The 25,261-nt window shown below is 71.2% G+C and carries 23 protein-coding genes and 1 pseudogene; 9 read left to right on the forward strand and 15 right to left on the reverse strand.

Going from position 1 to position 25,261, the window contains the following annotated elements:
- The first annotated feature begins 4 nt into the window (after positions 1-4).
- Both Q5762_RS01235 and Q5762_RS01240 read left to right on the forward strand, forming a co-directional pair.
- Complete coding sequence (locus Q5762_RS01235; RefSeq protein ID WP_315889982.1) at positions 5-2,122, forward strand: HAD-IIB family hydrolase; 2,118 nt, start codon at positions 5-7, stop codon at positions 2,120-2,122.
- Positions 2,123-2,215: 93 nt separating this feature from the next.
- A complete protein-coding gene (locus Q5762_RS01240) occupies positions 2,216-3,004 on the forward strand; it encodes a VOC family protein (RefSeq protein ID WP_315889983.1) in 789 nt (262 codons plus the stop codon).
- A 351-nt stretch (positions 3,005-3,355) separates the two neighbouring features.
- Here Q5762_RS01240 and Q5762_RS01245 read toward each other — a convergent pair whose 3' ends face one another.
- Together Q5762_RS01245 and Q5762_RS01250 are read right to left on the reverse strand one after the other, a co-directional pair.
- Complete coding sequence (locus Q5762_RS01245; protein ID WP_315889984.1) at positions 3,356-3,826, reverse strand: hypothetical protein; 471 nt, start codon at positions 3,824-3,826, stop codon at positions 3,356-3,358.
- A 154-nt stretch (positions 3,827-3,980) separates the two neighbouring features.
- Positions 3,981-4,211: a DUF6213 family protein gene (locus tag Q5762_RS01250; protein WP_315889985.1), complete on the reverse strand. Its 231-nt coding sequence runs from the start codon at positions 4,209-4,211 to the stop codon at positions 3,981-3,983.
- Between the two features lie 219 nt (positions 4,212-4,430).
- Here Q5762_RS01250 and ligD point away from each other — a divergent pair, with 219 nt between their 5' ends.
- From ligD to Q5762_RS01270, 4 genes are all read left to right on the forward strand, one after another.
- Positions 4,431-5,348, forward strand: coding sequence for a non-homologous end-joining DNA ligase (gene ligD, locus Q5762_RS01255; protein ID WP_315889986.1), 918 nt, complete (start codon positions 4,431-4,433; stop codon positions 5,346-5,348).
- A gap of 9 nt (positions 5,349-5,357) precedes the next feature.
- The gene (locus Q5762_RS01260) at positions 5,358-5,975 is read left to right on the forward strand and encodes a DNA polymerase ligase N-terminal domain-containing protein (protein WP_315889987.1); all 618 of its coding nucleotides are present in this window, start codon (positions 5,358-5,360) and stop codon (positions 5,973-5,975) included.
- Between the two features lie 149 nt (positions 5,976-6,124).
- The gene (locus Q5762_RS01265; protein WP_315889988.1) at positions 6,125-6,745 is read left to right on the forward strand and encodes an endonuclease; all 621 of its coding nucleotides are present in this window, start codon (positions 6,125-6,127) and stop codon (positions 6,743-6,745) included.
- A gap of 112 nt (positions 6,746-6,857) precedes the next feature.
- On the forward strand, positions 6,858-7,163 hold the full coding sequence (locus Q5762_RS01270; protein ID WP_315889989.1) for a DUF3040 domain-containing protein: 306 nt from the start codon (positions 6,858-6,860) through the stop codon (positions 7,161-7,163).
- Here Q5762_RS01270 and Q5762_RS01275 read toward each other — a convergent pair.
- Positions 7,160-7,573, reverse strand: a pseudogene (locus tag Q5762_RS01275) (Cmx/CmrA family chloramphenicol efflux MFS transporter); the annotation flags it as partial. The gene Q5762_RS01270 and the pseudogene Q5762_RS01275 sit on opposite strands and share 4 nt — an antisense overlap.
- A gap of 389 nt (positions 7,574-7,962) precedes the next feature.
- Between Q5762_RS01275 and Q5762_RS01280 the strand changes: the two are divergent.
- A complete protein-coding gene (locus Q5762_RS01280) occupies positions 7,963-9,024 on the forward strand; it encodes a LacI family DNA-binding transcriptional regulator (protein ID WP_315889990.1) in 1,062 nt (353 codons plus the stop codon).
- 20 nt (positions 9,025-9,044) lie between these two features.
- Here Q5762_RS01280 and Q5762_RS01285 read toward each other — a convergent pair whose 3' ends face one another.
- The 3 genes from Q5762_RS01285 to Q5762_RS01295 are packed head-to-tail and all read right to left on the reverse strand — an operon-like array spanning position 9,045 to position 12,468.
- Complete coding sequence (locus Q5762_RS01285; RefSeq protein ID WP_315889991.1) at positions 9,045-9,755, reverse strand: sulfite exporter TauE/SafE family protein; 711 nt, start codon at positions 9,753-9,755, stop codon at positions 9,045-9,047.
- A complete protein-coding gene (locus Q5762_RS01290) occupies positions 9,752-11,164 on the reverse strand; it encodes an amidohydrolase family protein (RefSeq protein ID WP_315889992.1) in 1,413 nt (470 codons plus the stop codon). The genes Q5762_RS01285 and Q5762_RS01290 overlap by 4 nt, the downstream gene beginning before the upstream one ends.
- Entirely contained in the window at positions 11,161-12,468 is a 1,308-nt protein-coding gene (locus Q5762_RS01295; RefSeq protein ID WP_399494261.1) for a uracil-xanthine permease family protein, read from the reverse strand. Before Q5762_RS01295 ends, Q5762_RS01290 begins: the two co-directional genes overlap by 4 nt.
- A gap of 511 nt (positions 12,469-12,979) precedes the next feature.
- On the opposite strand from Q5762_RS01295, the gene Q5762_RS01300 reads away from it, so the two are divergent.
- Positions 12,980-13,528: a DUF1062 domain-containing protein gene (locus Q5762_RS01300; RefSeq protein WP_315889994.1), complete on the forward strand. Its 549-nt coding sequence runs from the start codon at positions 12,980-12,982 to the stop codon at positions 13,526-13,528.
- Between the two features lie 148 nt (positions 13,529-13,676).
- Here the strand turns inward: Q5762_RS01300 and Q5762_RS01305 are convergent, their stop codons facing one another.
- The 9 genes from Q5762_RS01305 to Q5762_RS01345 form a co-directional block, all read right to left on the reverse strand.
- Positions 13,677-15,188 (reverse strand): aminopeptidase P family protein, encoded by a 1,512-nt coding sequence (locus Q5762_RS01305; protein WP_315889995.1) that lies wholly within the window; start codon positions 15,186-15,188, stop codon positions 13,677-13,679.
- 61 nt (positions 15,189-15,249) lie between these two features.
- Positions 15,250-15,777: a MaoC family dehydratase gene (locus Q5762_RS01310; RefSeq protein WP_315889996.1), complete on the reverse strand. Its 528-nt coding sequence runs from the start codon at positions 15,775-15,777 to the stop codon at positions 15,250-15,252.
- 93 nt (positions 15,778-15,870) lie between these two features.
- Positions 15,871-17,289, reverse strand: a complete 1,419-nt coding sequence (locus Q5762_RS01315) for a hypothetical protein (protein ID WP_399494168.1) — start codon at positions 17,287-17,289, stop codon at positions 15,871-15,873.
- On the reverse strand, positions 17,276-18,241 hold the full coding sequence (locus tag Q5762_RS01320) for an ornithine cyclodeaminase family protein (protein ID WP_315889998.1): 966 nt from the start codon (positions 18,239-18,241) through the stop codon (positions 17,276-17,278). Before Q5762_RS01320 ends, Q5762_RS01315 begins: the two co-directional genes overlap by 14 nt.
- Positions 18,238-19,116 (reverse strand): aldolase/citrate lyase family protein, encoded by an 879-nt coding sequence (locus Q5762_RS01325; protein WP_315889999.1) that lies wholly within the window; start codon positions 19,114-19,116, stop codon positions 18,238-18,240. The genes Q5762_RS01320 and Q5762_RS01325 overlap by 4 nt, the downstream gene beginning before the upstream one ends.
- Positions 19,117-19,139: 23 nt before the next feature.
- Positions 19,140-20,393 carry an aminotransferase class I/II-fold pyridoxal phosphate-dependent enzyme gene (locus Q5762_RS01330; RefSeq protein WP_315890000.1) on the reverse strand — a complete coding sequence of 418 codons (1,254 nt, stop codon included), beginning with the start codon at positions 20,391-20,393 and terminating at the stop codon, positions 19,140-19,142.
- A complete protein-coding gene (locus Q5762_RS01335) occupies positions 20,393-21,259 on the reverse strand; it encodes a cupin-like domain-containing protein (RefSeq protein ID WP_315890001.1) in 867 nt (288 codons plus the stop codon). The genes Q5762_RS01330 and Q5762_RS01335 overlap by 1 nt, the downstream gene beginning before the upstream one ends.
- Positions 21,260-21,380: 121 nt before the next feature.
- Positions 21,381-22,394, reverse strand: coding sequence for a 4-hydroxy-2-oxovalerate aldolase (gene dmpG, locus Q5762_RS01340; RefSeq protein WP_315890002.1), 1,014 nt, complete (start codon positions 22,392-22,394; stop codon positions 21,381-21,383).
- Positions 22,391-23,320, reverse strand: coding sequence for an acetaldehyde dehydrogenase (acetylating) (locus tag Q5762_RS01345; RefSeq protein ID WP_315890003.1), 930 nt, complete (start codon positions 23,318-23,320; stop codon positions 22,391-22,393). The genes dmpG and Q5762_RS01345 overlap by 4 nt, the downstream gene beginning before the upstream one ends.
- 565 nt (positions 23,321-23,885) lie before the next feature.
- Between Q5762_RS01345 and Q5762_RS01350 the strand changes: the two genes are divergently transcribed.
- Positions 23,886-25,181 (forward strand): MFS transporter, encoded by a 1,296-nt coding sequence (locus Q5762_RS01350; protein WP_315890004.1) that lies wholly within the window; start codon positions 23,886-23,888, stop codon positions 25,179-25,181.
- Positions 25,182-25,261 lie beyond the last annotated feature (80 nt).

A 25,261-nucleotide genomic window follows, 5' to 3' on the forward strand; every position in this document is an offset into this window, starting at 1 on the left:
CCCAGTGCCCGGCGCCAGCCCAAGCCCCGGCCCAAGCCCCGGCCCCACGGTCCTTGTCGCTGACCTCGACGGGACCCTCCTGGCCGGGGACCCGGACAGCCGCCGACAACTGCTCCACGCCCTGCGCCGGCACCCCACGATCACGGTCGTCTACGCCACCGGCCGCGGCCTCTCCTCGGTACAGGCGCTCCTCGCTCAGGACCCCCTGCTGCCGCCGCCACGCTGGATCATCGCGGACGTCGGTGCGAGCGTCATCGACGCCACCGACATGCGCCACGTCACCGCTCTGGAGGAGCCGCTCCGTACCGGATGGCCGGGACACGACCACGTACGGAGGGCGCTCAGCCGGTTCCCCGCGCTCGTGTACCAGCACGACGCCGACCAACAGGGCCGCTGCTCGTACTATCTGGCGCCCGAGCACCGCTCACCTGACATCACGGCAGCCGTTGACGAGTTGGGCTGCACCTGGACGTACTCCGCAGACCGGTACTTCGACGTCCTGCCGGCCCGGTCGGGCAAGGGGCCCGCCCTCCGCCGGCTCATGCGTCGCCTCCGCTGGCCCGAGACCGGGGTGCTCGTGGCAGGTGACTCCCGCAATGATCTGTCGCTGTTCCAGATCGGTTCGCACGGTGTCGTCATGCGGAACGCCGAGCCCGATCTGCTGGCGCACGTCAGCACCGACCCGCTGGTGCACCGACCCGCGCTAGACGGCGCGGCCGCCATCCTCGCGGCCCTGGAACGCCTCGGCTGGGTGAAGCGCCTCAAGGGCGTGGTGATCGGCTATCACCGCCCGCCCGTGCACTGGTCGGAGGGAGAGTGGCACGAGCCGTGCAGCCCCAACGGCATCCTGCCGACGCTGGCGTCCCTCCTCGACTCCGGCGCGGACGATCTCGACGCCGTCTGGGCCGCCGCCACCACCGACGACGACGCCGGGGCCGCGCCCGTACCGACGCGGCTGCCCCTGGCCCTCCTCCCCGTGCCGGCCGACCGGTGGAACGGCTACTTCCACCGCGCCTGCAAGGAGACGTTGTGGCCCGCACTGACCTCCCAGGACCATCTCATCCAGCATGACGCCGCCTGGTGGGCCGACTACGAGGCGTTCAACTCCGCCTTCGCCCGCCACATCAACACCCACGCCGCGCGCAACGGGACCGTCTGGCTCCACGACTACAACCTCTGGCTCGTCCCCGGCCTGCTCAAGCGGGAACGTCCCGACCTCGCCGTCGGCCTGTTCCACCACACCCCCTTCCCCCACCCCCTCGCCTTCCGCCGTCTGCCGGCGGCCGAGCAGCTGCGCACGTCCCTTCTCCAGCTGGACTGGGCGGGCTTCCACACAAGCGACTTCGCCGACAACTTCCGACGCGTGCTCGGCGGATCCCCTCGCATACCCCGCATCGGCGTCCATCCGCTGGGCATCGACCGTCACACCGTCGCCGAGCTCGCCCGTTCACGCGTTCCCGCCGCGCCCAGGGACCCGCATGCTCTGCTGGTCCTGTCGGTGGAAAGGCTCGACTACGCCAAGGCGCCCGTACAGAAGATCGACGCCGTCGCCGCGCTCCTCGAACAGCAGCCGGCGCTGCGCGGACGACTGCGCTACCGCCTGGTGTGCCCGCCGCCCGCTCCGGGCATCCACGCCTACGACACCACCCGCGCCCACCTCGAACACGCCATCACCGAGCTCAACTCACGTTGGCACACCCCGGATTGGGCACCGATCGACTACCTGCCCGAGACGTTGTCCTTCCCCGACGTCATCGATCACTACCTGGCCGCCGACGTCTTCTGGGTCACCTCGCTTGCGGACGGCATGAACCTCACCGCTCAGGAGTTCCTCGTCGCACAGGCCGCGACCGAAGGGGCGGGCGTTCTCGTCCTCTCCCGTTACGCCGGTGCGGCCGACTACCTCCGCGGGCCCGCACTTCTCACCGATCCCCAATGCGCCGACGACCTGGTCGACGTCCTGCGCACCGCACTCACCATGACGCCCGCGCAGCGCCGTGCCAACACCATGCGCCTGATCCGTCTCCTGACCATGCCCCCGCCGGCCGAGTGGGCCCGCACCGTCATCGCCGCGATCCGCGACGAGCCCGTGCCCGTACCCGGAGGCGTAGTGTCGAGATGAGGGCAGGTCTCCGTCGTACGTACACGCAGGATGATCGGTGGCCGTGGTCTGCCGGCAGCTGTGTGCTGAGCGTGACCAGGGAGGAGACCGAGCGTGGTCCAGGTGACCTCCGACGTACTCGGCGCCCCGTGCTGGCTGAGCCTGATGGCTCGGGACCGGCAGGCCGCCGAGGCCTTCTACGGGGCCGTACTCGGCTGGACCTTCCGCCGGGCCAGCTTCGGCCGGGCCTTCTCCGTCGCCGAGCTGGACGGCGTGCCCGTGGCCGGCATCGGCGCCCTGGCCGGTGAACTGGCCGTGCCGGTCGCGTGGACCGCGTACTTCGCCGTGGCCGACGCCGACACCGCCGTCGCGCGGATCCGGGAACGCGGCGCCACCGTCGGCGTCGGGCCGGTGTCCTATCCGCCGAGCGGACGGGCCGCGCTCGCCGCCGACCTCGAAGGCGCGAGCTTCGGCATCTGGGAGGGCCGCGTGCGCTCCGAGTGGCGGTTCGGCGACGGCCGGGCACCGGCCTGGCTGGAGCTGCACACCCGGAACGCCTTCGACGCCGCCGTCTTCTACGGCGAGGTCCTGGAGTGGGCGGACGGCAGCGACGGCTGCTGCGACATCTCGTACGAGGAGGACCAGGTCGTCCTCCGCCACGGCGGACAGCCGGTCGCCCGCCTGAACAGCGGTCCGGTCGAGCAGGCCGCCGAGAAACCGCAGCTACGGCCCCGGTGGCTCGTCCACTTCAAGGTCCCCGCGCTGGAGCCGGCCCGCGCCGCCGTGATCGAACACGGCGGCAGCGTCATCAAGGACGGCCCCTGGCCCCGTACCGAACACCAGCTGACCGTCCGGGACCCGGACGGCGGACTGTTCACCCTCGACCAGTCACCGGCGGTCTGAGGCCGGGTGACCGGCGACAGCAGGCGCGGGGCTGTTACGAGGCGTCCCTCGTCGCTCAGCGCCCTCCGTACGGATGACGGGATCCGGGGCCGGTACGGGGCCGGGCAGGGGGCCGGGCTGGGGGTGCGGCTCCGGGCGTGGGGCGGGTGGGGGCTGCGGATCGGGTTCCGGTTGGGGCGGTGCCGGTGGGGTCGGGTCGGGCCCGCCCGGCGAGGGGACCGGACCTGGTACCGGCCCGGGCTGCGGACCGGGGCCCGGGCCTGGTGCCGGGGTGGGGCTCGGGGGTACCGGATCGTCGGGAGGAGTACCCATGGCCGTCTCCCTCGCGGTCGCGGTTCGGTGGGTGGAGGTTCAGGCGGGGCGCGCGGCTCCGGGGTGTACGGGCGTGGTCGCGGCCGGGGACCGACCGTGCCGACGCCTCGTCCCGAGGGCGGCCTCCCCTCGGTGGACGATATGGAAGCGGTGACGTTCCCGGGCGAGTTCCCGGCCGTCGGGGTCGACGATCCGGCCCGTCACCTCGTACGTCCCGCATCCGCGCCCGATGGGAAGCCGCTCGGCCGGCAGCTGGATCTCGTACGGCCCGCCGGCCCGGAACCCACCCAGGACGGTACGGTTCTCGGCGATCACGCGCCCCTCGTGCGACCGCTCCTCCAGGAATGTCAGCCCGTCGACCTCCTCGCCCGTACGGAAGGTCAGGGCGACGCCGATCACCGTCCCCTCCGGCAGCTCGACGGCTTCCCGCCCGTTCGTGTTCAGGGGCACGGTGACCCGGCCGTACTCGTCCGACACCAAGGCCACGTCCATCAGCTCGAAGACCGCCATGGCGGACTCACGACCTCTCGCCCCGGGCGTACGGCGGGATGGCATCCGTCAGGCGACGTTCCCTGTACTGATCCCGGTGGCATCCACGGTACGCCCCGACAGCGGCCACCCTCCGTGTCGCTGCGGCCACACCACGACAGGGCCACGGCGGTTCTCAGGCCTCTTCGTCCCGGGACGGCATGAAGGCGATGCACTCCGCATCGAGCTGGTCGGCGACCGCGCTCAGCGCACCTGCCAGCGTCCCGACCGTGTCCGCGTCAAGGCCGCGCGCGTCCGCCGTACGCAGCCAGCCGTCCGCGAAGTGCCGCAGCAGCTGGGACACCTCGTCGGCGGGGACCAGCAGATGGGCACCGTCGGGGGACACCAGGGAAAGAGCCATCACCATGCCGAATCGCCTCCGGAGGCGCGAGCGAGCGGGAAGTGACTTCCTCCCTCCCACCTTGCCTGTGACTCTCGGGCCGCGCCTACCCGGCCGGCCTGTGGGCACGCGCGCCGCTCGTGGCTGTTTCGGGCGGAGGCCGACGAGCCCGGCTCGGGCGATGGCGCGGCGCATACCGGTCGGTGCCCAGGGCAGGGGCTGACCAGGGGCTCAGGAGGGAGCATGATGAGCGCGGCGCAGAAGGTCCGGGCGGGCAGACACACCGTCGAGGTCAGCAGGCCGGAGAAGGCGCTCTTCCCTGATGACGGCATCACCAAGGCCGACCTCGCCGCGTACTTCCGCACCGTCGCCCGCCGAATGCTGCCGCATCTGCGTGGCCGCCCGCTGATGCTGGAGCGCCATCCGGACGGTATCGACCATGCCGGGTTCATGCAGAAGGAGATCCCCGAGCACTTCCCGGACTGGGTCCACCGCGCGGAACTGCCCAAGGAGGGCGGCACGGTCACGTACGTGATCTGCGAGGACACCGCCACCCTGGTCCTGCTCGCCGACCAGGGTTGCATCACGCCGCACCGGTTCCTCTCGCGGGCCGACCGGCCCGATCATCCGGACCGGCTGGTCTTCGACCTCGACCCGCCCGACCTCGACCCGCCCGACGAGTTCGGCCGGGTCCGCGAGGCCGCCCGGTGGTTCCACGAGCTCCTGGACGAGCTGGGACTGCCGTCGCAGCTGATGACCACGGGCTCACGTGGTCTGCACGTGGTCGTGCCGCTGGACCGGCGCGCCCCCTTCGACGACGTACGCGCCTTCGCGGCCGACGCCGCGGCCGTACTCGCCGACCGCCACCCCGACCGGCTCACCACGGAGGTCCGCAAGAAGGCGAGGCAGGGGCGGCTCTACCTCGACATCCAGCGCAACGCCTACGGTCAGACGGCTGTCGCACCGTACGCGGTACGGGCCCGCCCCGGCGCGCCCGTCGCGGCCCCGCTGGCCTGGGGCGATCTGGAGGATCCGGCTCTCGACGCGCGCCGGTGGACCCTCGCGGACGCGGACGTGCTCCTCAAGGAGAACCCTTGGAGCCCCGCACCCCGACCCCGCTCGCTGAACGCGGCGGCGGACCGCCTCCGTCGCGCCCGACGGTAGGAGGAGGCCATGGCGGCGAGGCAGTCACTGACGGAGTACCGCCGTCGGCGTGACTTCTCCAAGACGGCAGAGCCGAAGGGCGACACCGGCGGGGAAACGAGCGCGCGGCCCTCCTTCGTCGTCCAGATCCACGACGCGAGCGCGCTGCACTTCGACTTCCGCCTCGAAGTGGACGGTGTACTGAAGTCGTGGGCGATCCCGAAGGGCCCGTCCAGCGACCCGCACGACAAGCGGCTGGCCATGCCGACCGAGGACCATCCGCTGGAGTACCGGGAGTTCGAAGGTGTCATCGAGTCGGGCGAGTACGGCGCCGGCACGGTGATCGTCTGGGACGAGGGCACGTACCGCAACCTCTCCACCGACCGCCACGACGAGCCGGTCCCGCTCGCCGACGCCCTGGAGCACGGACACGCCTCGTTCTGGCTGAACGGCCGGAAGCTGCACGGGGGTTACGCCCTCACCCGCATCCGCGCCGACCGCGGCGGAGAACGCGAGGCCTGGCTGCTGGTCAAACACGCCGACGAACGCGCCTCCGCCCACGGCACCCCCGACCCCTGGCGCGCCCGCTCGGCCCGCAGCGGTCACACGCTCAAGCAGGTCGCGGCGTCCGGTGGTGAGACATCATGAACCGGCTGCACGGCCGACTGCCCGCCGAGCAGAAGGGCTTGCCGCGCCGGGTCCGGCGGCGGGGATCCCGATGCCGGCGGCCGCGCAGGCCTGCCACCACCCGACACACCCGACGTGAACCAGGGATGACGGGCCGGAAGGAGCGTCCGATGGAAAGCGCCCGGATGATCGAAGGGCTGCTGCGCGAGCACGGACAGACGTACGCCGACGAAGCCGGCATCACCCTCCGCGACAAGCCCGCCCCGCTGTACCAACTCCTCGTCCTCACGGTCCTGTGCTCGATCCGCATCAGGGCCGAGACGGCCACCGCCGCAGCCCGGGAGCTCTTCGCCGCAGGACTGCGGACGCCGCAAGCGATGGTGGAATCCACCTGGCAGCAGCGCGTGGACGCCCTCGGACGGGCGCACTACGTCCGGTACGACGAGAGCACCGCGACCGCGCTCGGCGACGGCGCGCGACTGGTACTCGACCGCTTCGACGGCGACCTGCGGAAACTCCGTGAGACGGCGGCGGGTGACACGGACGAGCTGCGCGAACTGCTCCAGGAGGTGCCCCGGATCGGGCCGGTGGGCGCGGACATCTTCTGCCGGGAAGCCCAGGAGGTGTGGCCGGAGTTGCGCCCGTTCTTCGACGAACGCTCCCTCGCGACCGCCGCCGACCTCGGACTCCCCCACACCCCTACCGGCCTCGCCCACCACGTCCCCCCGAAGGACCTGGCCCGCCTTGCGGCCGCGCTCGTACGCGTCAGTCTGGCCCGCGTGAGGCGGTGAACAGGGGTTACCGCGGGTACCTCCGAGGGCGTGGCGAAGGGACGCATCCAAAGGGTGCCCGGCGGGAACCCTTCCTCAGAGAGCACCCGCTCGCAGTCCAGAAGGGGTCACCATGAGTCACCCCGCAGATGACCAGCGCATCCTCGCCGAGATGGAAGACGCCCTCGCCCTTGACGATCCCACCCTCGTCGCCGCGATCGACAATCTGAACCGGCAGTTCCCCGAGGAGTCACCACTACCCACGAACACCGCCGCGCCCCGACATAGCCGCCGGGTCGTGGTCGCCGTGGTTCTGGCCATCATCGCCCTCGTGGCGCTGCTGATCACCGTCGCCCTGAATTCCTCGTCCCCCCCGACCGGCGAGGAAGGCGTCTACCCCGCAGCCCTGACCGTGGCCACAGTCCCCTTCGCGCGCTAGGGGCGGTGGCCCGCGGCCCGGGCCACTCCCGCCAGGACCAGCGCGGTGGCGACGAGCGCGGCGCTCACGACCAGCGGCGAGCGGTAGCCGAGGTCGGCACTCAGGGCGAGACCCCCCAGGGCGGGTCCGGCCGCCGCGCCGACGTTGAGCGCGGCCGTGGCGAAGCCGCCGGACAGTGTGGGGGCGTCCGAGGCGGTGTAGAGGGCCTGCGCGATCAGCGTGGAGCCGACACCGAACGAGAGCACCCCCTGGACGAAGACGAGGATCAACGCCACGACCGGGTTCGCGGCCGTGAGGGCGAAGAGGAGCCAGCCCGCCGAGAGCGCCGCACCACCGACCGCCAGCACCCGGCCGGGACGGCTGTCCGCAAGCCGGCCGCCCACGTTGACCCCGACGAAGGACCCGATGCCAACGCATGGACCGGAAGGTCATGCGGTCGCGTGGGAGTTGCCTCGGAGAGAGCTCCGGGCGTGGTCCCGCGCTGCGGTTGATCCGTGGCGGATGCGCGACGTACTGCTCGGCGACGGGGCCGGAGGAAGCAGGGTCGTCAGAGGGTTACGCGATCGGCCACCGGATCACCGGTGGCCCGCTTCTTTCCGCCTCAGGACTCGACATGTCTCGCAACGTAGCAACGCCCGGATCGCCGCGTCCAACGCATTGCACCCCCGGCGTTCCGGCGGATCGACGGCGCCGCCCTGGCCATCGACGCCGAACCCTGGGGTGCAGGCTCCGCCGCCGCGCGCGTTCGGCGAAGATGGTGGGGTCACCCGTGCTCAACACGCGAGGAGTGTTCCCGCAGATGCCCACTTCCGGTTCCGGTCCGAGGCCGCCGACGATCGCCGATGTCGCGCGGGTCGCGGGGGTGTCCCGTACGACGGTCTCGCACGCCCTCAACGGAATCGGCAAGGTCGACCCCCGGACCCGCGAGCGCATCAAGCAGGTCGCCGGCGAGCTCGGCTACCGGCCCAACCTGCGGGCGCAGCGGCTGCGGCGCGGGCAGGCGAAGGCCATCGCGCTCGCCTCCTCCATGCCGTTCGCGGTGGCCGGCGGACCGTCCCGGCTCGGGTTCTACATGGAGGTCGCGGCCGCCGCCGCCGAGAGCGCCCTCGTACACGACTACGCGCTGGTCCTCGTGCCGCCCGTGCAGTCCGGGTCCGCCCTGTACTCCGTCGACATCGACGGGGCGATCGTGGTGGAGCCCGACGTGGACGACGCGGCGGTGGCCACGTTGCAGGCGCGCGGGCTGCCGTACGTGGCGCTCGGCAGGCCCGTGTCGCCGGACGCGGACGTACCGTACGTCGATCTGCGCGGCGGGCTCGTCGCCGAGCTGCTGCTCGCCCACCTGCGCGAGCAGGGTGCCCGGCAGCCGGCCCTGATCATCGGCTCCGGCTCACGGCACTCGTCCGTCGACGCGCGCGCCGCCTACGCTCGGGTCGCCGAGGAACACGGCTGGGCCCCCCTCGTGGCCACCGCTGCCGAGGCGGGCGGTGAACAGGCCGGGTACGAACAGTGTGCCGCCCTGCTCGCCGAGCACCCCGGGATCGACGCGGTCTGCGCGCTGGTGGACGCCTTCGCGGTGGGCGCCGTCCGGGCGGTCCAGGACAGCGGGCGGACCGTCCCGGACGACGTCATGGTCGTCACCCGGTACGACGGGCTCCGCGCCCGCACCTGCGAACCACCGCTGACCGCCGTCGACCTGCACCTGGACCGGGCGGCCGCCGAGGCGGTGGAACTCCTCCTCGGCCGACTGCGCGGCGACTCCGCCGCCACGACGGTGGCATCGATGGCGACGGTGGCGACGGTGCCCGAACCGCGGGTGATCGCCCGGGCTTCGTCGCTGCGGGAACCGGCCGGGCCGTAAGCCACACCGGGTTCGTACGGTCAGATTCCCAGCATCAGCACCGCCCCCGAGACCAGGGCGAAGACCAGCACGAACAGACGCATCCGCCGTGCGTCCAGCCGGTGGTGCACCAGGCGGCTCAGCCACGCCCCCACGGCGATCGCGGGCAGCAGCGCGAGCGCCCACCCGAGGTCGGCGGGGTTTCCCTCCCCCGTCGCGAACAGCAGCAGCAGCGAGGCGACTTCGCCGACGAGGAAGCACGCGGCGACGGTGGAACGCAGTTCGGCGGGCGGCCGGTGCTGATAGACCAGTGCCAGCGGCGGGCCGCCGACCCCCGTCGCGGTCTCCGTCAGACCGGTCACCGCACCCGCACCCACATAGGCGGCCCGGCCGGGTGTGAACGCGGGCGCGGCCAGGCTCACGACGGCGGCGAGCACGGTGGCGATGCCCACGAACAGGCCGATGCTGCGGTCCGGAATCAGCCAGAGCAGCGCCAGTCCGCCCGGCGTGGCCGCCAGCCGCGCGGCCGTGATCCATCCGGCACCCCGCAGATCGAGCGAGGCCCGCTCACGCCAGGCGACGTACACGTTGAGCGGGATCATCGACGCCAGCACGAACACCGGGAGCAGGCCGGGATCCAGGATCCCGGCCACCGGGGCGACGATCAGGGCGAAGCCGAGACCGCTGCTGCCCTGGACGAACGCGGCGACGGTCACCGTGACGGCGAGCACCGCCAGTGTCTCGGTGGTCACCTCGCCGTGCTCCGCCCCCGTGCCGCGGCTTCCCGTGCCGCCGTGGAAGTGGGGTGTACGCGGGTGACGGCGGCCCTTCCCACGGCCGCGCGGGCCAGTTCGGCCGCCCGGCCCACGAGTGCGGGACCGTCCCAGTCGACGGGCCGGCCGTCCCACAGCCGCAGGCGTCCGCCGACGAACACGGCGGTGATCTGGTCGCGGTTGCCGCGCCGTACCAGCTCCCAGGGAAGGTCCCAGGAGAGCGCGAGTTCGGGGGTGGTGACGTCGACGAGGAGGAAGTCGGCGGCCAGGCCCTCCGCGATCGTGCCGGTCCGCGCGCCGAGTCCGACGGCGTCGGCGCCGCCGCGCGTGGCGTGTTCCAGCCAGGTCCAGCCGGCGCCGCAGGACGAGTCGCCGGTGACGAGCCCGTACGCGAGCCGCTGCGCGAACTCGGCCGCCTCGGCGAGCCGGAATCCGTCGCCCCGGGTGCCGTCCGTGCCGAGCCCGAAGCGGACGCCGCGTTCCGCCATGGCGGTCGCGGGTGCGACGGCGTTGCCCTTCCAGGCGCTGGCGACGGGGTTGTAGCTGACCGCCGTCCCGGTGTCGGCGAGCAGGGTGAGCTCGCGGGGTGTGAGGAGGGTGGCGTGCGCGGCGAGCAGCTGCGGGCCGAGCGCGCCGATGCTGTGCAGGTACTCGAGGGGGCGCAGCCCATGACGTACGAGGGAGCGCTCGACCCCCGCCAGGTGCTCGTTGACGTGGATCTGGACGACGGCCCCGGACTCGGCGGCGAGGCGGGCGGTGCGCCGGAGCGTCTCCTCGGTGGCCGCCTCGGGGATGGAGACGGCGAGGGAGGCGTGGACGAGCGGGTCGCCGTCGTAGCGCGCGAGGTGCTTCTCGGCGAGGGCCAGGGCGGGCGTCGGGTCCTCGCTCTCGGCGTCGTTGCACACGAGGCCGAGCACGCAGCGGATGCCTGCGTCGCGGGCGGCGGACGCGACCACGTCGACGTCGACGTCCGCCCGGGTTCCGGCGTCGGCGACGGTGGTGAAGCCGCCGCGAAGGGCTTCGAGCGCGGCCAACTTGGCGGCCACGTACGCCGATTCCTCGTCCAGCGCGCCCTCCAGCGGCACCCACACCCGGCGGAATATCTCCGACGGTTCGCCGAAGGCGAGCGCGGAACCGAAGCTCTGGGTGAGGTGGTGGTGGGCGTCGACGAAGCCGGACATCAGGACGTGGCCCGGCAGACGTATCGGGTCGAGGTGCGGATGCGTCCGTACCAGCTCCTCGGCCGGCCCCACGGCACGGAAGGTGCCGTCGGCGACGACGGCCGCGTGGCCGTCGGCAGGGCCTTCGGGCAGCAGGACGGCGTCCGGTACGAAGAGGAGGGGGCCGGGGCCTGGGTCGGTCAGGAGGTCGCGGGTGCGGGGGTTCATCGGTCGCTTTCCGTACGGGGGGTGGCCGGGCGGGCGGGCGCCAGGCGGGCGGCGATGCCCGGCCTGACGTGGTGGAAGAGGATGTTGAGGACGGCGGCGACGAACGCGCCGACGGCGACGCCGCTTTCGAGGAGGATGCGGACGTTCGGCGGGAAGCCGCCGTACACGCCGGGAACGAGGATCGGCAGCAGGCCGAGCGCGAGGGCGACGGCGCAGATGAACGTGCTCGTGTGCTTGTCGAGGTCGGAGCGGCCGAGCATCTGCACGCCGAGCACGGTGATCACGGCGAAGACGACCATCGCGGTGCCGCCGACGACCGCGGACGGGATGACGCTGATCGCGCGGGTCACGGGCGCCAGGAACCCGATGACGATGAGCACGACGCCGGCCGCGGCGGTCACGAACCGGCTGCGTACGCCGGTGACACGGACGATCCCGATGTTCTCGCCGCTGGTGACCATGAGCGGCAGTCCGAAGAACCCGCCGAAGAGCGAGGTGAGCGCGTCGCCGCGGACGGTCTTCGGGACGTCGGAGCGCTTGTCGATCTCCTTGCCGACGGCTTCGGCGTTGATGACGGTCTGTCCGGTGGCCTCCGCCATGGAGGCGAGGCTGTAGAGCATCAGGGGCAGCGCGGCGACCAGGTTGAACTGGGGCGAGCCGAACGGCATCAGCTGCGGAACGGTCCACAGGCCGCCGTCGGCGGCGCGGCCGAGGTCGATGCTGCCGAGGAACCCGGCGAGAGCGGTGCCGGCGAGGAGTCCGAGCATGACGGCGAGTTGGCGCAGGATACCGCTGAAGAGCAGGTAGAAGGCGACGGTGAAGCCGATGGTGGCCAGGCCGAGACCGAGGTTGAGGGGGTCGGCGAAGCCGGGCCGGCCGGGCCGTCCGGTGACGAGGACCGCGCCGACCTTCACCAGGTTGACGCCGACGATGACGATCATCGTGCCGATGACGAGGGCCGGGAAGAAGGCCAGCAGCCGGGAGAAGACCGGCAGCACGACGAAGTAGAAGACGGCGGTCAGGATCACCGCGCCGGTCGCCGTGCGCAGCCCGTGCTGTTCGGCGATGGCGAGGAAGAGGATGAGCGGCGCTCCTCCCGGCAGCATCACGAACGGGAGCCGGGGCCCGAACTTCCAGGGACCGAGCGACTGGATCAGGGAGCCGACCCCGGAGAGCACGAAGGCGGCGGAGAGCAGGTTGACGGTCAGACCGGGGTCGAGGCGGAGGGTCGCGCTCATCAGGAAGATCGCCGAGATGGGGGTGGCGGCCATGACGAGGACGTGCTGGATCCCGAAGAGCAGAATCCGGCCGAGGGGGCGGGATTCGTCGACGGGGTGGGGAGTGGCGGGTGCGGGTGCGGGTTCGGGTGCGGGTGCGGGTTCGGGTTCGGTTGCGTGCTCGGCTGCGGGTGCGGGTTCGGGTGACTCTTGTTCCGTGCCGGGCAGGGTCGGGCGGGGACTGGACACGTTCAGGCTCCGTTCGGGCGTTGCTGCACGCTCGGATTTCAGCCGCGATCCGGCCCTGGACGGAGAGCCAAATCGATTTGGCCAAATCGATTTGGCCGCCAGTATCGAAGGACGACCGCCGGGCGTCAAGGGTTCCGGCAGGACGGCGCTCGGTGGCGGGGGGCCGCTCCGAAAACCGGTGGAACGGCGCCGCGCTGCGCCACTACCGTGCTGACCGACCAAGCCGTCTAGCCAAGGACGCCCCGTTGTACACCGTGTGAGACCTCCCGAGAGCTGATCTGTCGCGCGTCGCGCATCTGCGCCGCGCTCCTTTTTGCTGCGGACTTCTCACTGGAACCGGTGTACTTCTGTGCTCAATCGCTGGGTGGTCATGCCCACCTGCCTGCCTACCGTTCTCCGCCGCTGCCACGCATGCGCGTCCGAGCGCTTCAGGGCGAACGGCAAGTTTCGCGTCAACGCGAACCACAAGCTCCTCGACGCCTGGCTCCTCGTGCTCTGTACCGCGTGCGGGGACACGGCGAAGCTCACGGTCCTGGAGCGGATGAACGTCCGCTCCGTACGACCTGATCTCCTCGACCGGATGCATGGCAACGACCCTGTCCTGGCAGCCGAGTTGCTCCAGGATCCGGTCGTCCTGCGCCGTAATCGCATCGCCCTCGACTGGGACGACGCCTGGCGCCTCGACACCGGTGGATCGGATCACCTGGCGAACGACGTCATCGACGTCTCGGTCCGCTTCGAGGCGCGCATCCCTGTCCGGCCGGCGCGACTGATCGCTGAAGGCTGCGGTCTTTCGCGGGCCGAGGTCGAGAGACTGATCACCGAGGGCAGACTCGTCTCGGCGGTCCGGCTGAGCGGCAAGCTCTCCGGCGACTTCACCTTCATCCTCAAGCGCTGAGCCCTCCTCGGGACCAGGGGCCTGTCCTGCAAGCTCCGCCGGCCAGGCCCCAGTTCGCCCATAGGGGATGAGCCCGCTGACGACCGTGCCCCTGCCGGATCACCGGCAGGGGCACGCTTCAGTCAGGCCTGTCGAAGCCCTGGCGAAGTCATCGGTTCGCCGCGGGATCCGACACCCGCGCGATCCACTCCTCCACCTCGTAGGAGGCACTCGGCATCGCGGCGGACAGGTTCTCGCAGCCGTCCTCGGTCACCAGCACGTCGTCTTCGATGCGTACCCCGATGCCGCGGAACTCCTCCGGTGCCAGCAGGTCGTCCGCCTTGAAGTACAGGCCCGGCTCGACCGTGAGGATCATGCCCGGCCTCAGCTCGCCGTCCATGTACTCCTCGCGCAGCAGCAGCTGGCAGTCGTGCACGTCCATGCCCAGGTGGTGGGAGGTGCCGTGGACCATCCAGCGGCGGTGCCAGCCGCCGTTCTCCGGGTCGAGGGTCTGCTCGAGCGTGACGCCCTCCGGCAGCAGCCCCCACTCGTGCAGGTGGCGCGCGACGACCTCGTTCGCGGCGGCGTGGATGTCACTGAACCTGTTGCCGGGCTTCACCGCCGCGAGGCCGGCCTGCTGCGCCTCGTGGACCGCGTCGTAGATCTTGCGCTGTACGTCGGTGAAGCGGCCGGTCACCGGAAGCGTACGGGTGATGTCGGCGGTGAAGAGGGAGTCGATCTCGATCCCGGCGTCGACCAGGATCAGGTCGCCCTCGCGGACCTCGCCGGTGTTCCTCGTCCAGTGGATGGTGTTGGCGTGGTCGCCGGACGCGCAGATCGACTCGTATCCGACGCCGTTGCCCTCGTGCCGGGCGTACAGACCGAAGATCCCTTCGACCCACCGCTCGCCGCGCCCCTTGCGCACGGCTTCCGGCAGGGTGGCGATGATCGCCTCGAATCCCTTGTGGGTGGCGGCGATCGCCGTGCGCATCTCGCCGACCTCCCACTCGTCCTTGACGATCCGCATCCCGGACAGGTGGCAGGCCAGTTCCTCGTCGGCCTCCTCCTGTTCCTCGACGGTCAGGGACGTTCCCGCCTGGACGCGGGTGGTGTCGACGAGCTCGGCGAGCCGCGGGTCGGCCGACCGGACCACACGCAGCCGGGCGGCGGCCTCGTCCTTGGCCAGGTCGGCGGGGAGCTCGTCGATGTGGCGTGCGGTGAGGCCGAGTTCCGACTCGACGTCCGCGATGGTCCGGCGGGAGCCGACCCAGAACTCCCCGTACCGGGAGTCGATGTAGAACTCCTCGGTGTCCCGCGGGGCCGGCGGGCGGAAGTACAGGACGGCATGATGTCCGCCCTCGGGGCTTGGATCCAGGACCAGGACGCTGTCGGGTTCGGCGTGTGCGCCGAGCCCGGACAGGTGGGCGAAGGCGGTGTGCGGCCGGAAGGTGTAGTCGGTGTCGTTGCTCCGCACCTTCAGGCCGCCGCCGGGGATGACGAGCCGCTCGCCGGGGAACCGCTCGGACACGGCCGCCCGCCGGCGGGCCGCATGGTCGGCCACCTCCGCACGGGGCGCGGGCGCACGGTCGTCGGTCGCCCATCCGGAGGCCATGAACTCGCGGAACTCGGTGCTGATGGGGATGCCGCGGTGGCCCGCCTTGGGCTGATTCTCGCTCGTCATGCCGGATATCCTTTCAGACCGACCGATCATTCGGACCCCCGTCGATCAAACTGACGATCACTCACACCTCGTGGCTGGACGGGGCGTCGGGAGCCACGTCCGCTCCCTCCCGGCAACGCACCATGAACGACCGCTCGAAGACGATGACGGACTCCCCCGTCGACTTCGTGCCCGTCGTCTCCACCGTGATGATCCCCTGCCCCGGACGGGACCGGGACAGTCGCTTGTCGAGGATCCGGCTCGTCGCGTAGAGGGTGTCGCCGACGAAGACGGGGTCCTTCAGACGGACTCTGTCCCAGCCCAGGTTGGCCACCGCCCGCGCCGACAGCGCCTGTACGGTCATCCCGCCGACCAGGCACAGCGTGATGCCGCTGTTGACCAGGACCCTTCCGTACTCCGCGCCGGCGCCGTAGTGCTGGTCGAAGTGGAGCGGGTGCTGGTTCATCGTCAGCAGGGTCAGCCAGGTGTTGTCGGCCTCGGAGAGGGTACGGCCCGGCCAGTGCCGGATCACCATGCCGGGCTCGAAGTCCTCGTAGTCCCCGCCGTGTTCCTCGGCGTACTCGTTGTCCTTGACATGGCGCAGGGTCATGCGGTTTCACTCCGGTGATGTCGCTGGAGAGGGCGACGCGGACGGCACGTCCCGCGCGCCCGGAAGATGGGCAGAGCTCGACGCGTCCTGCCGTCAGATCGCCACCATCACGTTGTCGGAACTGCTCGTCCCTCCCCGGACGCTGACGATCCCGGCGGAACCGTCGCCGAAGAACCGGCAGAACAGCCCGGCCGGGCGACCACCGAACACCAGGGGGCCGAGGACCGGGGCGACGTCGACGTCGTGGGGCTCGTCGGAACCGTCGGCGATCAGCGCGACCCGGCAGGTCTGCGGCCGTACGAACTCCTGCACCACGCTGGTGCCGGCCTCGACCGCCGCACCGACGGCGGACTCCCACCCGGCCTGGTCGACCTCGCGGCCGATGACCACCTGCTTCCCGCTCTCCCCCAGGCCGGCCTTGAGTACCAGCAACTCCCGGTTCGCCAGCACGAACGGAAGCAGGTCGACCTGCCGGCCCTCGCGGTCGGTCTTCCGCTCCGAGAGGATCCGCGTCCACGGCAGGTACCGCTCGACGAGCCTGCGCTCGCCCTCGGTCATCCAGGGCCTCCCCTCCGACAGCAGGCCCATGGTGAGCTTGCTGTGCATGAAGGTCGAGGTCTGGGTGCCCACCAGCAGGCAGCCGTTGTCGAGGGCGTCCTGGACCGGCGCGGTGTCGAGGCCCACCTCCAGCCAGTCCGGGATGGTGAAGTTCCGCAGTCCGATCGGATGACGCAGATGCGGGGCGCAGTCCCAGGCCTCATGCAGCTCCTCCGGCTCGAAGAAGCGTGCGCTCAGGCCGTGGCTGTTGTAGTAGTCGGCCTCCATCTCGAAGTACCGTCGCTGCACGCCGATCACCCGGGCACTGCCGACGACGGCCACCCGCGGTGCCAGCGCCAGCTCCGCGCTGAGCGACCGGAACATCTCGGCGCGTACGGCGAACGGGCTCGGCGAACGGAACGGGGTCCGGCCCTCCGCGTCGGCGTGGAGCCTGCGCCACACCGCCAGCCGGCTCTGCGTCTCCACCACGCCGCCGAGCGCGCCGCTGACGTTGAACTCCAGGAACTGTGGCCCGTTGGGCCCGATGACCAGATCCGGGCGGACCACGGAGTCGGCGTACCGCTCCTCGATGAAGGGGTCGCGCACCCACAGCCGGTCCTCGGTGGCGGGCATGTCGTAGGCCGTCAGCCTGTCGGCGGTGGTGGGTCCGGTCTCCAGGGCGGTACGGCGCAACAGCTCGATCAGCGCGACGCTCACCCGGAAAACCTCGGCGTAGGCCGCACGCGGGATCGCCATCGGTGCCGCGGGAAGGAGCCGCTGGTGCGGCCAGCCGGTGTCCCGGAGCTCGTGCCGCAGCATCTGCCGGATCGTGTCCGCCGACGCGGCGGGCCGCAGCCGGTGACCACCGAACCACGGATGCCCGTTTCCGGTATGCCCGTTCCCCATATGGCTGTTCCCCGTGTGCCCGTGCCCCGTATGGCCGTTCCCCATACCCAGGTCCTCATATGTGTCCATCCGGCACTCCCTCCCACAGCGCCACCGCGGCGGCGGTGTCCTCGATGGCCATCCCGACCGTGCGCAGCACCGAGGTCCGGCCGACGACGCCGATCTCGCCGCTCACCACCCGGCCCAGCTCGTACAGGTCCTCCGCCTTGATCGAGCCGTCGGCCACTGCGGCCCGGATCTCGCCCGCGCCGTCCTGCGCCGCGGCCCGGTCCTCGACGAGCGTCACGGCGCGGGCCAGAAGGGCTGGGTCGAGCTCGACGGCGTCCGGGTGGGTGCCACCGATCACGTTCACATGCGCCCCGGAGGCCACCCAGTCCGCCTCCACCACGGGTGTGGCGTCGGCGGTCGAGGTGGCCGTGCAAATGATCGGCGCGTCGGTGACGGCGTCCTTCGCGGTGTCGCAGACCGTCGCGCGGACGGGTCCGGGTACGGTCTCCCGGATCCAGTCGGCGAGCCGCTCGGCGCCGGCGCGCGTGCGCGAGTGGATCCGTACGGTACGGATCGGGCGGACCGCCGCCACCGCCCGGATCAGGGCCCGCGCCTGTACCCCCGCGCCGATCACCGCCAGGTCGTCGGCGTCGTCGGGAGTGCACCAGCGGGTGGCCAGCGCGGCGACCGCGCCGGTACGTACGGCGGTGAGCTCGGCGCCGTCGAGGAGGGCGGTGATCCGCCCCGTCTCCAGGTCGGTGAGGGCGACGATCCCGTGGATCAGCGGCAGCCCGCGTGCCGGGTTGTCGGGGGTGAGCGTGGTGACCTTGACGCTGCCCACCCCGCGCTGCTCCCAGACGGCGGGGCTGACCAGGAGGACGCGCTGATCACCGTGTTCGACGACGGTACGGGCCGGGGACCGGGTCCGGCCGGCGGCCAGGTCCACGAACATCTCGCCGAGCACGTCGATCACTCGGGTCATCCGCCGGGTGCCGGACATGTCGGCCGCGTGGACCATCACCGGTGCGGTCATGCCTGCTCACCGTCTCCGCCGAACCGGCTGGTCCAGGCGTCCTCGCGCGCCACCGTGGTGCGGGCCAGCCGGGCGAACGGCGGCCCGACCATGTTGCCGTCCAGGACGGCGATCCCGCCGTTGGCCGCCGTCACGGCCTCGGCCACCTGGCGGGCCAGTCCCAGTTCAGCGGGTCGGGGCCGCAGCATGTGGTTGATCACGTCGAGTTCGCCCGGGTGCACCGTGGCCTTGCCGTGAAAGCCGAGGGCCCGCACCCGGGTGGTCTCCTCGGTGAGGACCGCCGGCTCGGCGAGCCGGAAGTTGGCCGTGTCGATGCAGGCCGCGCCGGACCGGGCGCAGGCCATCGCCATCGCCTGCCGGGCGGCCTGCATGGCCTCCCAGCTGATCTCGACCCCGAGCGTGGCGGCCAGATCGGCCGAGCCGAGCACCAGGCCGTCGGCGGAACTCGCGATGGCGTCGATGTTCGTGATCGCCTCGACCGTCTCCACCGTCACGTAGAGCTCCGGATACGCGCCCGCCGACGCCAGGATCCGGCGCAGCAGGTCGATCTCGACCGCCGAGTTCACCATCGTCATCATGACGATGCCGGGCTTCACCGGACTGTCGGTCAGCATCAGTACGTCGCGCACCGCCGCGAGGCTGCCGAGCTCGTTCATGCGCACGGCGACGTTCTCGGGCCGCGGCGCCTGCTCCAGCGCGGCCAGGCAGACCGCGCGGGCGGCCGGCTTGTCGGCGGGCGGTACGGAGTCCTCAAGATCGATGAGGTGGACGTCCGCGTCGTACGACCAGGCCTTCACCACCCGTTCCAGCGAAAGGGCCGGCGTGTAGAGGATGCTGCGCGGGATCGCCCGTGCCGTGCCCGTCGTCCCTCCCACGCCGGTCGTCCCTACCACGCCGGTCACCGGGGTTCCGGCTCGGGCAGGGCGGCCGCCGGGCGCGCCCCGGCCTCGATCAGAGCCGAGCAGAGCCGCTTGATCTGCTCCTCGGTCTGGCCGGCCCGCAGCATCACGCGCAGTCCGGCGGTGCCGCGGGCGACGATCGGGAAGAACACCGGCGAGGTGTAGAACCCGGCCGCGAAGACCTGCTTGGCGGCGTCGACGACGGTCTCGTCGCTCATCGGCACCACCCGGATCGGGTACGTGCTGCTGGCCTGCTCGGTCGTGACCAGCGAGTCGAACAGCGCGATGTTGGCCCGCAGGCGCCCCTGCAGCCGGGTGAGTTCCTCGGTGCGGTGGATCTCGGCCGAGGCGAGCGCCGCGCCGACCGCGGCGGCGTTCATCTTCTGCGAGTAGCCCAGCGGGCCCGCGAACCGTTCGACGAGCCGCCGCGTGTCCTCTCCGTACCCGTCGAGCAGGATCGCCGTGCCACCGGCGCCGAAGCCCTTGCTCAGGGTCGCCACGGTGATGGTCCGCTCGTCGAGGACCGGGGAGTGTGAGCGGACGTAGCCGATGCCGCGCTCACCGTAGGCGGACAGCGAGTGCGAGTCGTCGTAGAACACCAGGAGGTTGTACTTCTCCTGCAGTTCGGCCAGCTCGTCGACGGGCGCGTAGCCGCCGAGACTGTCCGAGCCGTCGACCACGTACGCGACGCGCTCGTAGGTGCGGCACATGTCCTTGAGGAAGTCGAGGTCGTGGTGGCCACAGCTCACCACCTCGGTCTCGTCCGCGCAGCTCGGCTTGGAGTTGGCCAGCGAGACATGGGCGTTCTTGTCGAAGACCATCAGCGGCCGGGTGCCGTTGCCGAGGTGCCCCGACGCGATCAGCGGAAGCAGACCGGTGCTGGCCGCCGCGGTGGAGACCGCGCTGATCACCATCGCGCCGAACAGTTCGCCCAGCGACTCCTCCAGCTCCAGCAGGACCGGTGTCTGGACGCGGGTGCGCGGGATGCAGTGGTCGAGCACCCCGAAGCGGCGCAGTGAGGCGACCGCACCGTCGATGACCTTGGGGTGGGTGTCCAGGTCCAGGTAGGAGCAGACGGTGAAGTTGACGAACTCGTGCCCGTCGGGCATGTGGAACACGCCGTCTTCGAGGTCACCGACGATGCCGGCGACCCCGTGCTCGTAGGACATGTTCCAGAAGGTGTTGCCGATCCCGATGAGCCTGTCGTTGTTGCGGTACCGGTGGGTGGGAGTGATGGACTTGCGCTCGGTCATCAGGAGTTCACCTCGGTGGGCTGGTAGCTGTAGACGCCCTTGAACCTCCGGTAGGCGTACGTGTACAGCGCGACGCCGAGCACGTGCGGCCTGCGGAGGATCTTCTTGGACTTGAGCCAGAAGTTGACGTTGATGTTCATGTCGTCCAGCGACTCGGCCTGGTGCCACCAGCCGAGCGGCAGGTAGAGCATGTGGCCGGGTTCGAGGACGAAGTCACGGCGCTGGCCGAGCTTGGCCGCCAGCCTGGGGTAGCGCTTCAGGTCGACGTCGTCGAGGTCGACGACCTGGGACTTGTCCCCGAACCCGCGCAGTACCGACCTCGGGTAGTAGTCCCGTACACCGGGAGGCGCGATGATGAACCGCTTGCGGCCCTCCAGCGCGATGTTGAAGTTCTCGAACTCGTCGAAGTGGTTCTTGGTGAACACACCGCGGTGGCTGATCCACAGGTTGGCCGCGTACAGGCTGTCGCCGTAGCCGAAGAACTCCTCGGCGTCGAAGCCTATGACGGCGTTCACGTCGGCCGGACTGCTGCGGATGTTCGACACCACCCGGTGCCAGGTGTCCGTGCCGGTCAGGTTCCGCTCGTCCGCGAAGAAATCGCGGAGCTTGATGTCCCGTGTCTCCCAGCGCCCCGGGTGGTTCTTGTCGCCCGGCTCGGTGAAGAGGGTGACGGTCATCTCGGCGAGGCGCGCGGCCACTTCGTCCCGGCCGAGTCCCTGCACGCTGCTCGGCAGCTTGATCACCACGGGCCGGTCGGCGTTGTAGAGCCCCCGGGGGCCGACGGCCGTGAACTCTTCGAACGACATACGGGTGACCTCGACACCCGTCGCCCCGTTCGACTCGGGCACAGCTTCCGGAACTGCCATGTCGTTTGTCCTCCTTTCCTGAAGGCCGGGCATTCTTGAAGGGCGGGCTTCTTGAGGGCGGGCTCTGCTGAAGGCGGTCTTCTTGAAGGGCAGGCTTCTTGAGGGTGGGTCAGATGCCCCGTCAGCCGTCTGTCTCGCGGCCGCTCAGCTGCGCCACCACGTCCACGATCAGGTCCTCCTGGCCGGCGATGGCCTGCCGCCGGCCGAGTTCGAAGAAGACGTCGCGCGGGTCCACACCGGCGGCCGCGGAGAGTTCGACGACCCGGTGCTTGAATCCGGAGAACACTCCCGCCAGGCCGCTGACGATGCTCATCGAGGCGGTCACCGGTGGTGCGGGCATGAGTTCGCGCTCGGCGAGGTCGGCGGCGTCGAGGAGTGCGTACAGGTCGATACCGGTGGCGTACCCGCTCCGCTCCAGCACCGGGACCACCACTTCGAGCTGAGTGTTGCCCGCTCCGGCGCCGAAGCCACGGGCGCAGCCGTCGATGATCAGGGCGCCGGCGTCGGCCGCGGCCACCGAGTTGGCGACGGCCATGCCGAGGTTGTTGTGTCCGTGGAAGATCACCGGGACGGAGTCGGCCGCCTCGACGATCGCGCCGATCCGCGCGGTGACGTCCGCGGGGAGGAAGTGGCCCGCGGAGTCCATGATCCCCACGGCCTGCGCCCCGTATCCGACGGCCCGCGCGGCCTCCTCGGCCAGTTCGTCCGGGGAGGCCATGTGACTCATCATCAGTACGCAGTGGGCCTCTGCGCCTTCGTCCCGTAGGAAGCCCAGGTGGCGCTCGGCGAGTGACGTCTCGGTGGCGTGTACGCCGATGCGGAAGACGTCGACCTGGTGGGCGATAGCCCGCCGCAGGTCGTCGGAGGTGCCCCAGCCGGGCAGCATGAAGACGCCCATCCGGCTGTGGCGCAGCGACTCCCGTACGGTCGAAAGCATCTCGTCGTCGCTCGCCGCGGCCTGCCCGACCTGCAGCGAGGAGGCGCCCAGACCGTTGCCGTGGCCGACTTCCACCACCGGAATCCGCGCCGCGTCCGCGGCCTCCGCGTATCGGCGCAGCGCGGTCACCCCGAGCTGGTGCCGGACCGCGTGCTGGCCGTCGCGCAAGGTCGGGTCGTGGATCACGAGTCGCTTCATGAGGTCACCCCCGTGCGGGACGCCCGGTCCGGCCGGGCCGCGTACTGCTCGGCGACCATGACGGCGGCGGAGTTGATGATGTCGAGGTTTCCGGCGTACGGCGGCAGGACGTCGCTGTGCGCAAGGACCTGGAGAGTGATCGTCACCAGGTCGCCGACCGCGGTGCAGGCGGTGACCTCGTACCCGGGGGCGAAGGACCGCACTTCCTCGGCCACCCCGTCGACCACCGCGCGCACCGCGGCCGCGTCGGCGCCGGCCATGCGGGCGTGGACGGCCGTCCGGAAGGTCGCCGGCGGCACCGCCGGACTGATGTTGAGGATCGCCTTGACGTCGCTCACGCCGGAGAACGCCGTCACGGCGTGGCCGGTGGTCGCCACGTACTCGTCGAGGTTCAGCCTGGTCGCACGGCCCGCGACGTCACTTGCCACGGTCGAGACGACCTCGATGTACGTCACCGGGAAGCGGGCCGCGAGCGCGTGCGTGACCGGGACGGACGCCTGACCGCCGCAGCTGATCAGATTGACGTTGCGCCCGGTCGCCGCCGACAGGCCGGTCACGGTGGGCGCCACCATCTGCCCGACCTTGCTGGGCGTCAGATCGATCACCAGCGTCCCGAGCGGCTCGAGGAGCGGCCAGTGATCCCGGTGGGACGCGGCACTGGTGGCGTCGAAGACGACGTCGAACGGGCGCGGGGCCGCCAGTACGGCTTCGATGCCGTCGGCGGTGGTGGCGTAGCCGAGGCTCTCGGCGTACCGCAGGCCCGCCGACTCCGGGTTACGTCCGGCCACCAGCCGGCACTCCAACGCGGGTGACCGGTCGATCTTGCTGACCAGGTCGCGGCCGATCGCCCCGGTGCCGATGACGGCGACCGTCACAGGTTCGACGACGTCCGGGCGGACTTTCGTCAGGCTGGCCGTGAGACTCAACGTATGCCTCCGTCAGGCCGGAGGTGGCAAGTTCCCATGAACGTCGTCCTCAACCCTTCGACGTGCGCGCGGCCGCTTGTGGCGGCCCTGACTCAGGCGAAGCGTGAGGAAGCCGACGTGCGGCGGGACCGGAGACGGAGAATCCGCGGCCGCGGGTCGGCGCGCCGAAACGATTCATCCCCAAGTCGGACCAGGGGCCCTGACGGAGCGTACGAATGCCCCGACGACGGCCTGCCCTCCCCCTGCATACACCGTGCATACACCGTTGCTGACCACCGGTTCAGCGCCCAGCGGCGGCGAACATATCAGAAGACCGCGGGACGCAAACCCCCTCTGCCATACGGAATTTGATCTTCCTCGGACGAGCTCGGGCGACAGGTGTCTCGCCGCCCGACGGACCTGATCTTTCCCTCGACGCCGCCGCACGGCGCCGTCTATCCTCGCCGAGACCGGCACGCCAGGCGTACGGGTCTCGGCGAGCGACGGCGGGCCGATGGGGGTCGCCGACCGGCGGCATGTCGAAGGGGGAGACGGTGGACTGTCGGCTGCGCTGCCGCATGGCGTCATGAGCACATCGACGACCGACAGGACCAGCGCGCAACGGCCGCGCCTGGGCCGCGACTTCTCCCGGCTGTGGTGGTCCGCCGCCGTGTCCTCGCTCGGCGACGGGGCCACGATCGCCGCCGCCCCGCTGCTGGCCAGCCGGCTGACCGACGACCCCCGCCTGATCGGCGCGGCCTCGGTCGCCTTCACCGCGCCGTTCCTCCTGTTCGGCATCCCGGCCGGGCTGTTGGTCGACCGCGTCGACATCCGGGCGATGATGGTGCGCGTCGACATCGCCCGGGCCACCCTGCTCGCGGTACTCGCCGTCGGGATCCTCGGCGGCTGGGGCGGGCTGCCGCTGCTCTACGTGTGCATGTTCCTGCTCGGCGTCGGCGAGGTCCTCTGCCGCAACGCCGCCCAGGTACTCGTCCCGTTCATCACCCCGAAGGCCGGACTCTCCACCGCCAACGCCCGCATCATGGCCGCGCAGGAGGCCGGCACCGGCTTCGTCGGCCCGCTCCTGGGCGCGCTGATGTTCGGTGTGGCGATGGCCCTGCCCTTCGCCGTGGACGCGGCCACCTTCCTGTGTTCCGCCGTCCTGGTCAGCCGTATCCGCCGCACCCGGCCGATCGAGCGCGGACCGGACAAGGCCGGCTCCGGGGTGCTGTCGGAGATGCTCGCCGGCGCCAAGTGGCTGTTCTCGCACCACCTGTTGCGCAGCCTCGCCCTGGTGTCGTGCCTGATCAACCTCGCCGGGAACGCGATGCTCGCCGTGCTCGTGGTGTACAGCGGGAAGGTGCTCGGCCTGGGCCCGTTCGGGTACGGAGTCCTGCTCGCCTGTCAGGCCGTCGGAGCCGTCGCGGCCTCTCGATTCGCTCCCGCCCTGACCGAACGCCTCGGCCGGGAAGGAGCGTTGGTCGCCACCGCCGTCCTGATCACCATGAGCGAGACGGTGCTGGCCACCGTGGACTCGGTGTACGCGGCCGGCGCGGCCCTCGCGATCTTCGCGTGCGGGACGGTGACGTGGAACGTCGTCGTGGTCGTGCTGCGGCAGACCCTGGTGCCGCAGCACCTGCTCGGGCGGGCGAACAGCGTGTACCGGCTCGTCGCCTGGGGCGGACTCCCCGTCGGTGCGGCGGCCGGCGGCATCCTCGCGGCCGAGGTCGGCACCCGCGCCGTGTTCGGCGCCGGCGCGGTCGTCATGGCGGTCGTCGCGGTGGGGCTCCTCGTGGGCGCCCGCCGCCATTGGATCACCCGAGCCGAACAGAACGCCGAGCAGAGCACCGAGCAGGCACCGCGACCGACGGACACGGACTGATCGGCGCGTCGGCGCGTCGGCGCGTCGGTGCATCGGTGCATCGGTGCATCGGTGCGTACCGGACCCCACAGTCAGCTCCG

The organism is Streptomyces sp. P9(2023), from assembly GCF_032436795.1.
GTDB lineage: Bacteria > Actinomycetota > Actinomycetes > Streptomycetales > Streptomycetaceae > Streptomyces.

What these genes read in the sequence shown, in the direction of transcription:
- Q5762_RS01335 (WP_315890001.1), bottom strand. Translation starts at nt 21,259, where the DNA reads ATGGCAGTTCCGGAAGCTGTGCCCGAGTCGAACGGGGCGACGGGTGTC.
- ligD (WP_315889986.1), top strand. Translation starts at nt 4,431, where the DNA reads ATGAGCGCGGCGCAGAAGGTCCGGGCGGGCAGACACACCGTCGAGGTC.
- Q5762_RS01330 (WP_315890000.1), bottom strand. Translation starts at nt 20,393, where the DNA reads ATGACCGAGCGCAAGTCCATCACTCCCACCCACCGGTACCGCAACAAC.
- Q5762_RS01315 (WP_399494168.1), bottom strand. Translation starts at nt 17,289, where the DNA reads ATGGACACATATGAGGACCTGGGTATGGGGAACGGCCATACGGGGCAC.
- Q5762_RS01290 (WP_315889992.1), bottom strand. Translation starts at nt 11,164, where the DNA reads ATGAACCCCCGCACCCGCGACCTCCTGACCGACCCAGGCCCCGGCCCC.
- Q5762_RS01250 (WP_315889985.1), bottom strand. Translation starts at nt 4,211, where the DNA reads ATGGTGATGGCTCTTTCCCTGGTGTCCCCCGACGGTGCCCATCTGCTG.
- Q5762_RS01265 (WP_315889988.1), top strand. Translation starts at nt 6,125, where the DNA reads ATGGAAAGCGCCCGGATGATCGAAGGGCTGCTGCGCGAGCACGGACAG.
- Q5762_RS01320 (WP_315889998.1), bottom strand. Translation starts at nt 18,241, where the DNA reads ATGACCGCACCGGTGATGGTCCACGCGGCCGACATGTCCGGCACCCGG.
- Q5762_RS01305 (WP_315889995.1), bottom strand. Translation starts at nt 15,188, where the DNA reads ATGACGAGCGAGAATCAGCCCAAGGCGGGCCACCGCGGCATCCCCATC.
- Q5762_RS01350 (WP_315890004.1), top strand. Translation starts at nt 23,886, where the DNA reads ATGAGCACATCGACGACCGACAGGACCAGCGCGCAACGGCCGCGCCTG.
- Q5762_RS01280 (WP_315889990.1), top strand. Translation starts at nt 7,963, where the DNA reads ATGCCCACTTCCGGTTCCGGTCCGAGGCCGCCGACGATCGCCGATGTC.
- dmpG (WP_315890002.1), bottom strand. Translation starts at nt 22,394, where the DNA reads ATGAAGCGACTCGTGATCCACGACCCGACCTTGCGCGACGGCCAGCAC.
- Q5762_RS01310 (WP_315889996.1), bottom strand. Translation starts at nt 15,777, where the DNA reads ATGACCCTGCGCCATGTCAAGGACAACGAGTACGCCGAGGAACACGGC.
- Q5762_RS01270 (WP_315889989.1), top strand. Translation starts at nt 6,858, where the DNA reads ATGAGTCACCCCGCAGATGACCAGCGCATCCTCGCCGAGATGGAAGAC.
- Q5762_RS01245 (WP_315889984.1), bottom strand. Translation starts at nt 3,826, where the DNA reads ATGGCGGTCTTCGAGCTGATGGACGTGGCCTTGGTGTCGGACGAGTAC.
- Q5762_RS01260 (WP_315889987.1), top strand. Translation starts at nt 5,358, where the DNA reads ATGGCGGCGAGGCAGTCACTGACGGAGTACCGCCGTCGGCGTGACTTC.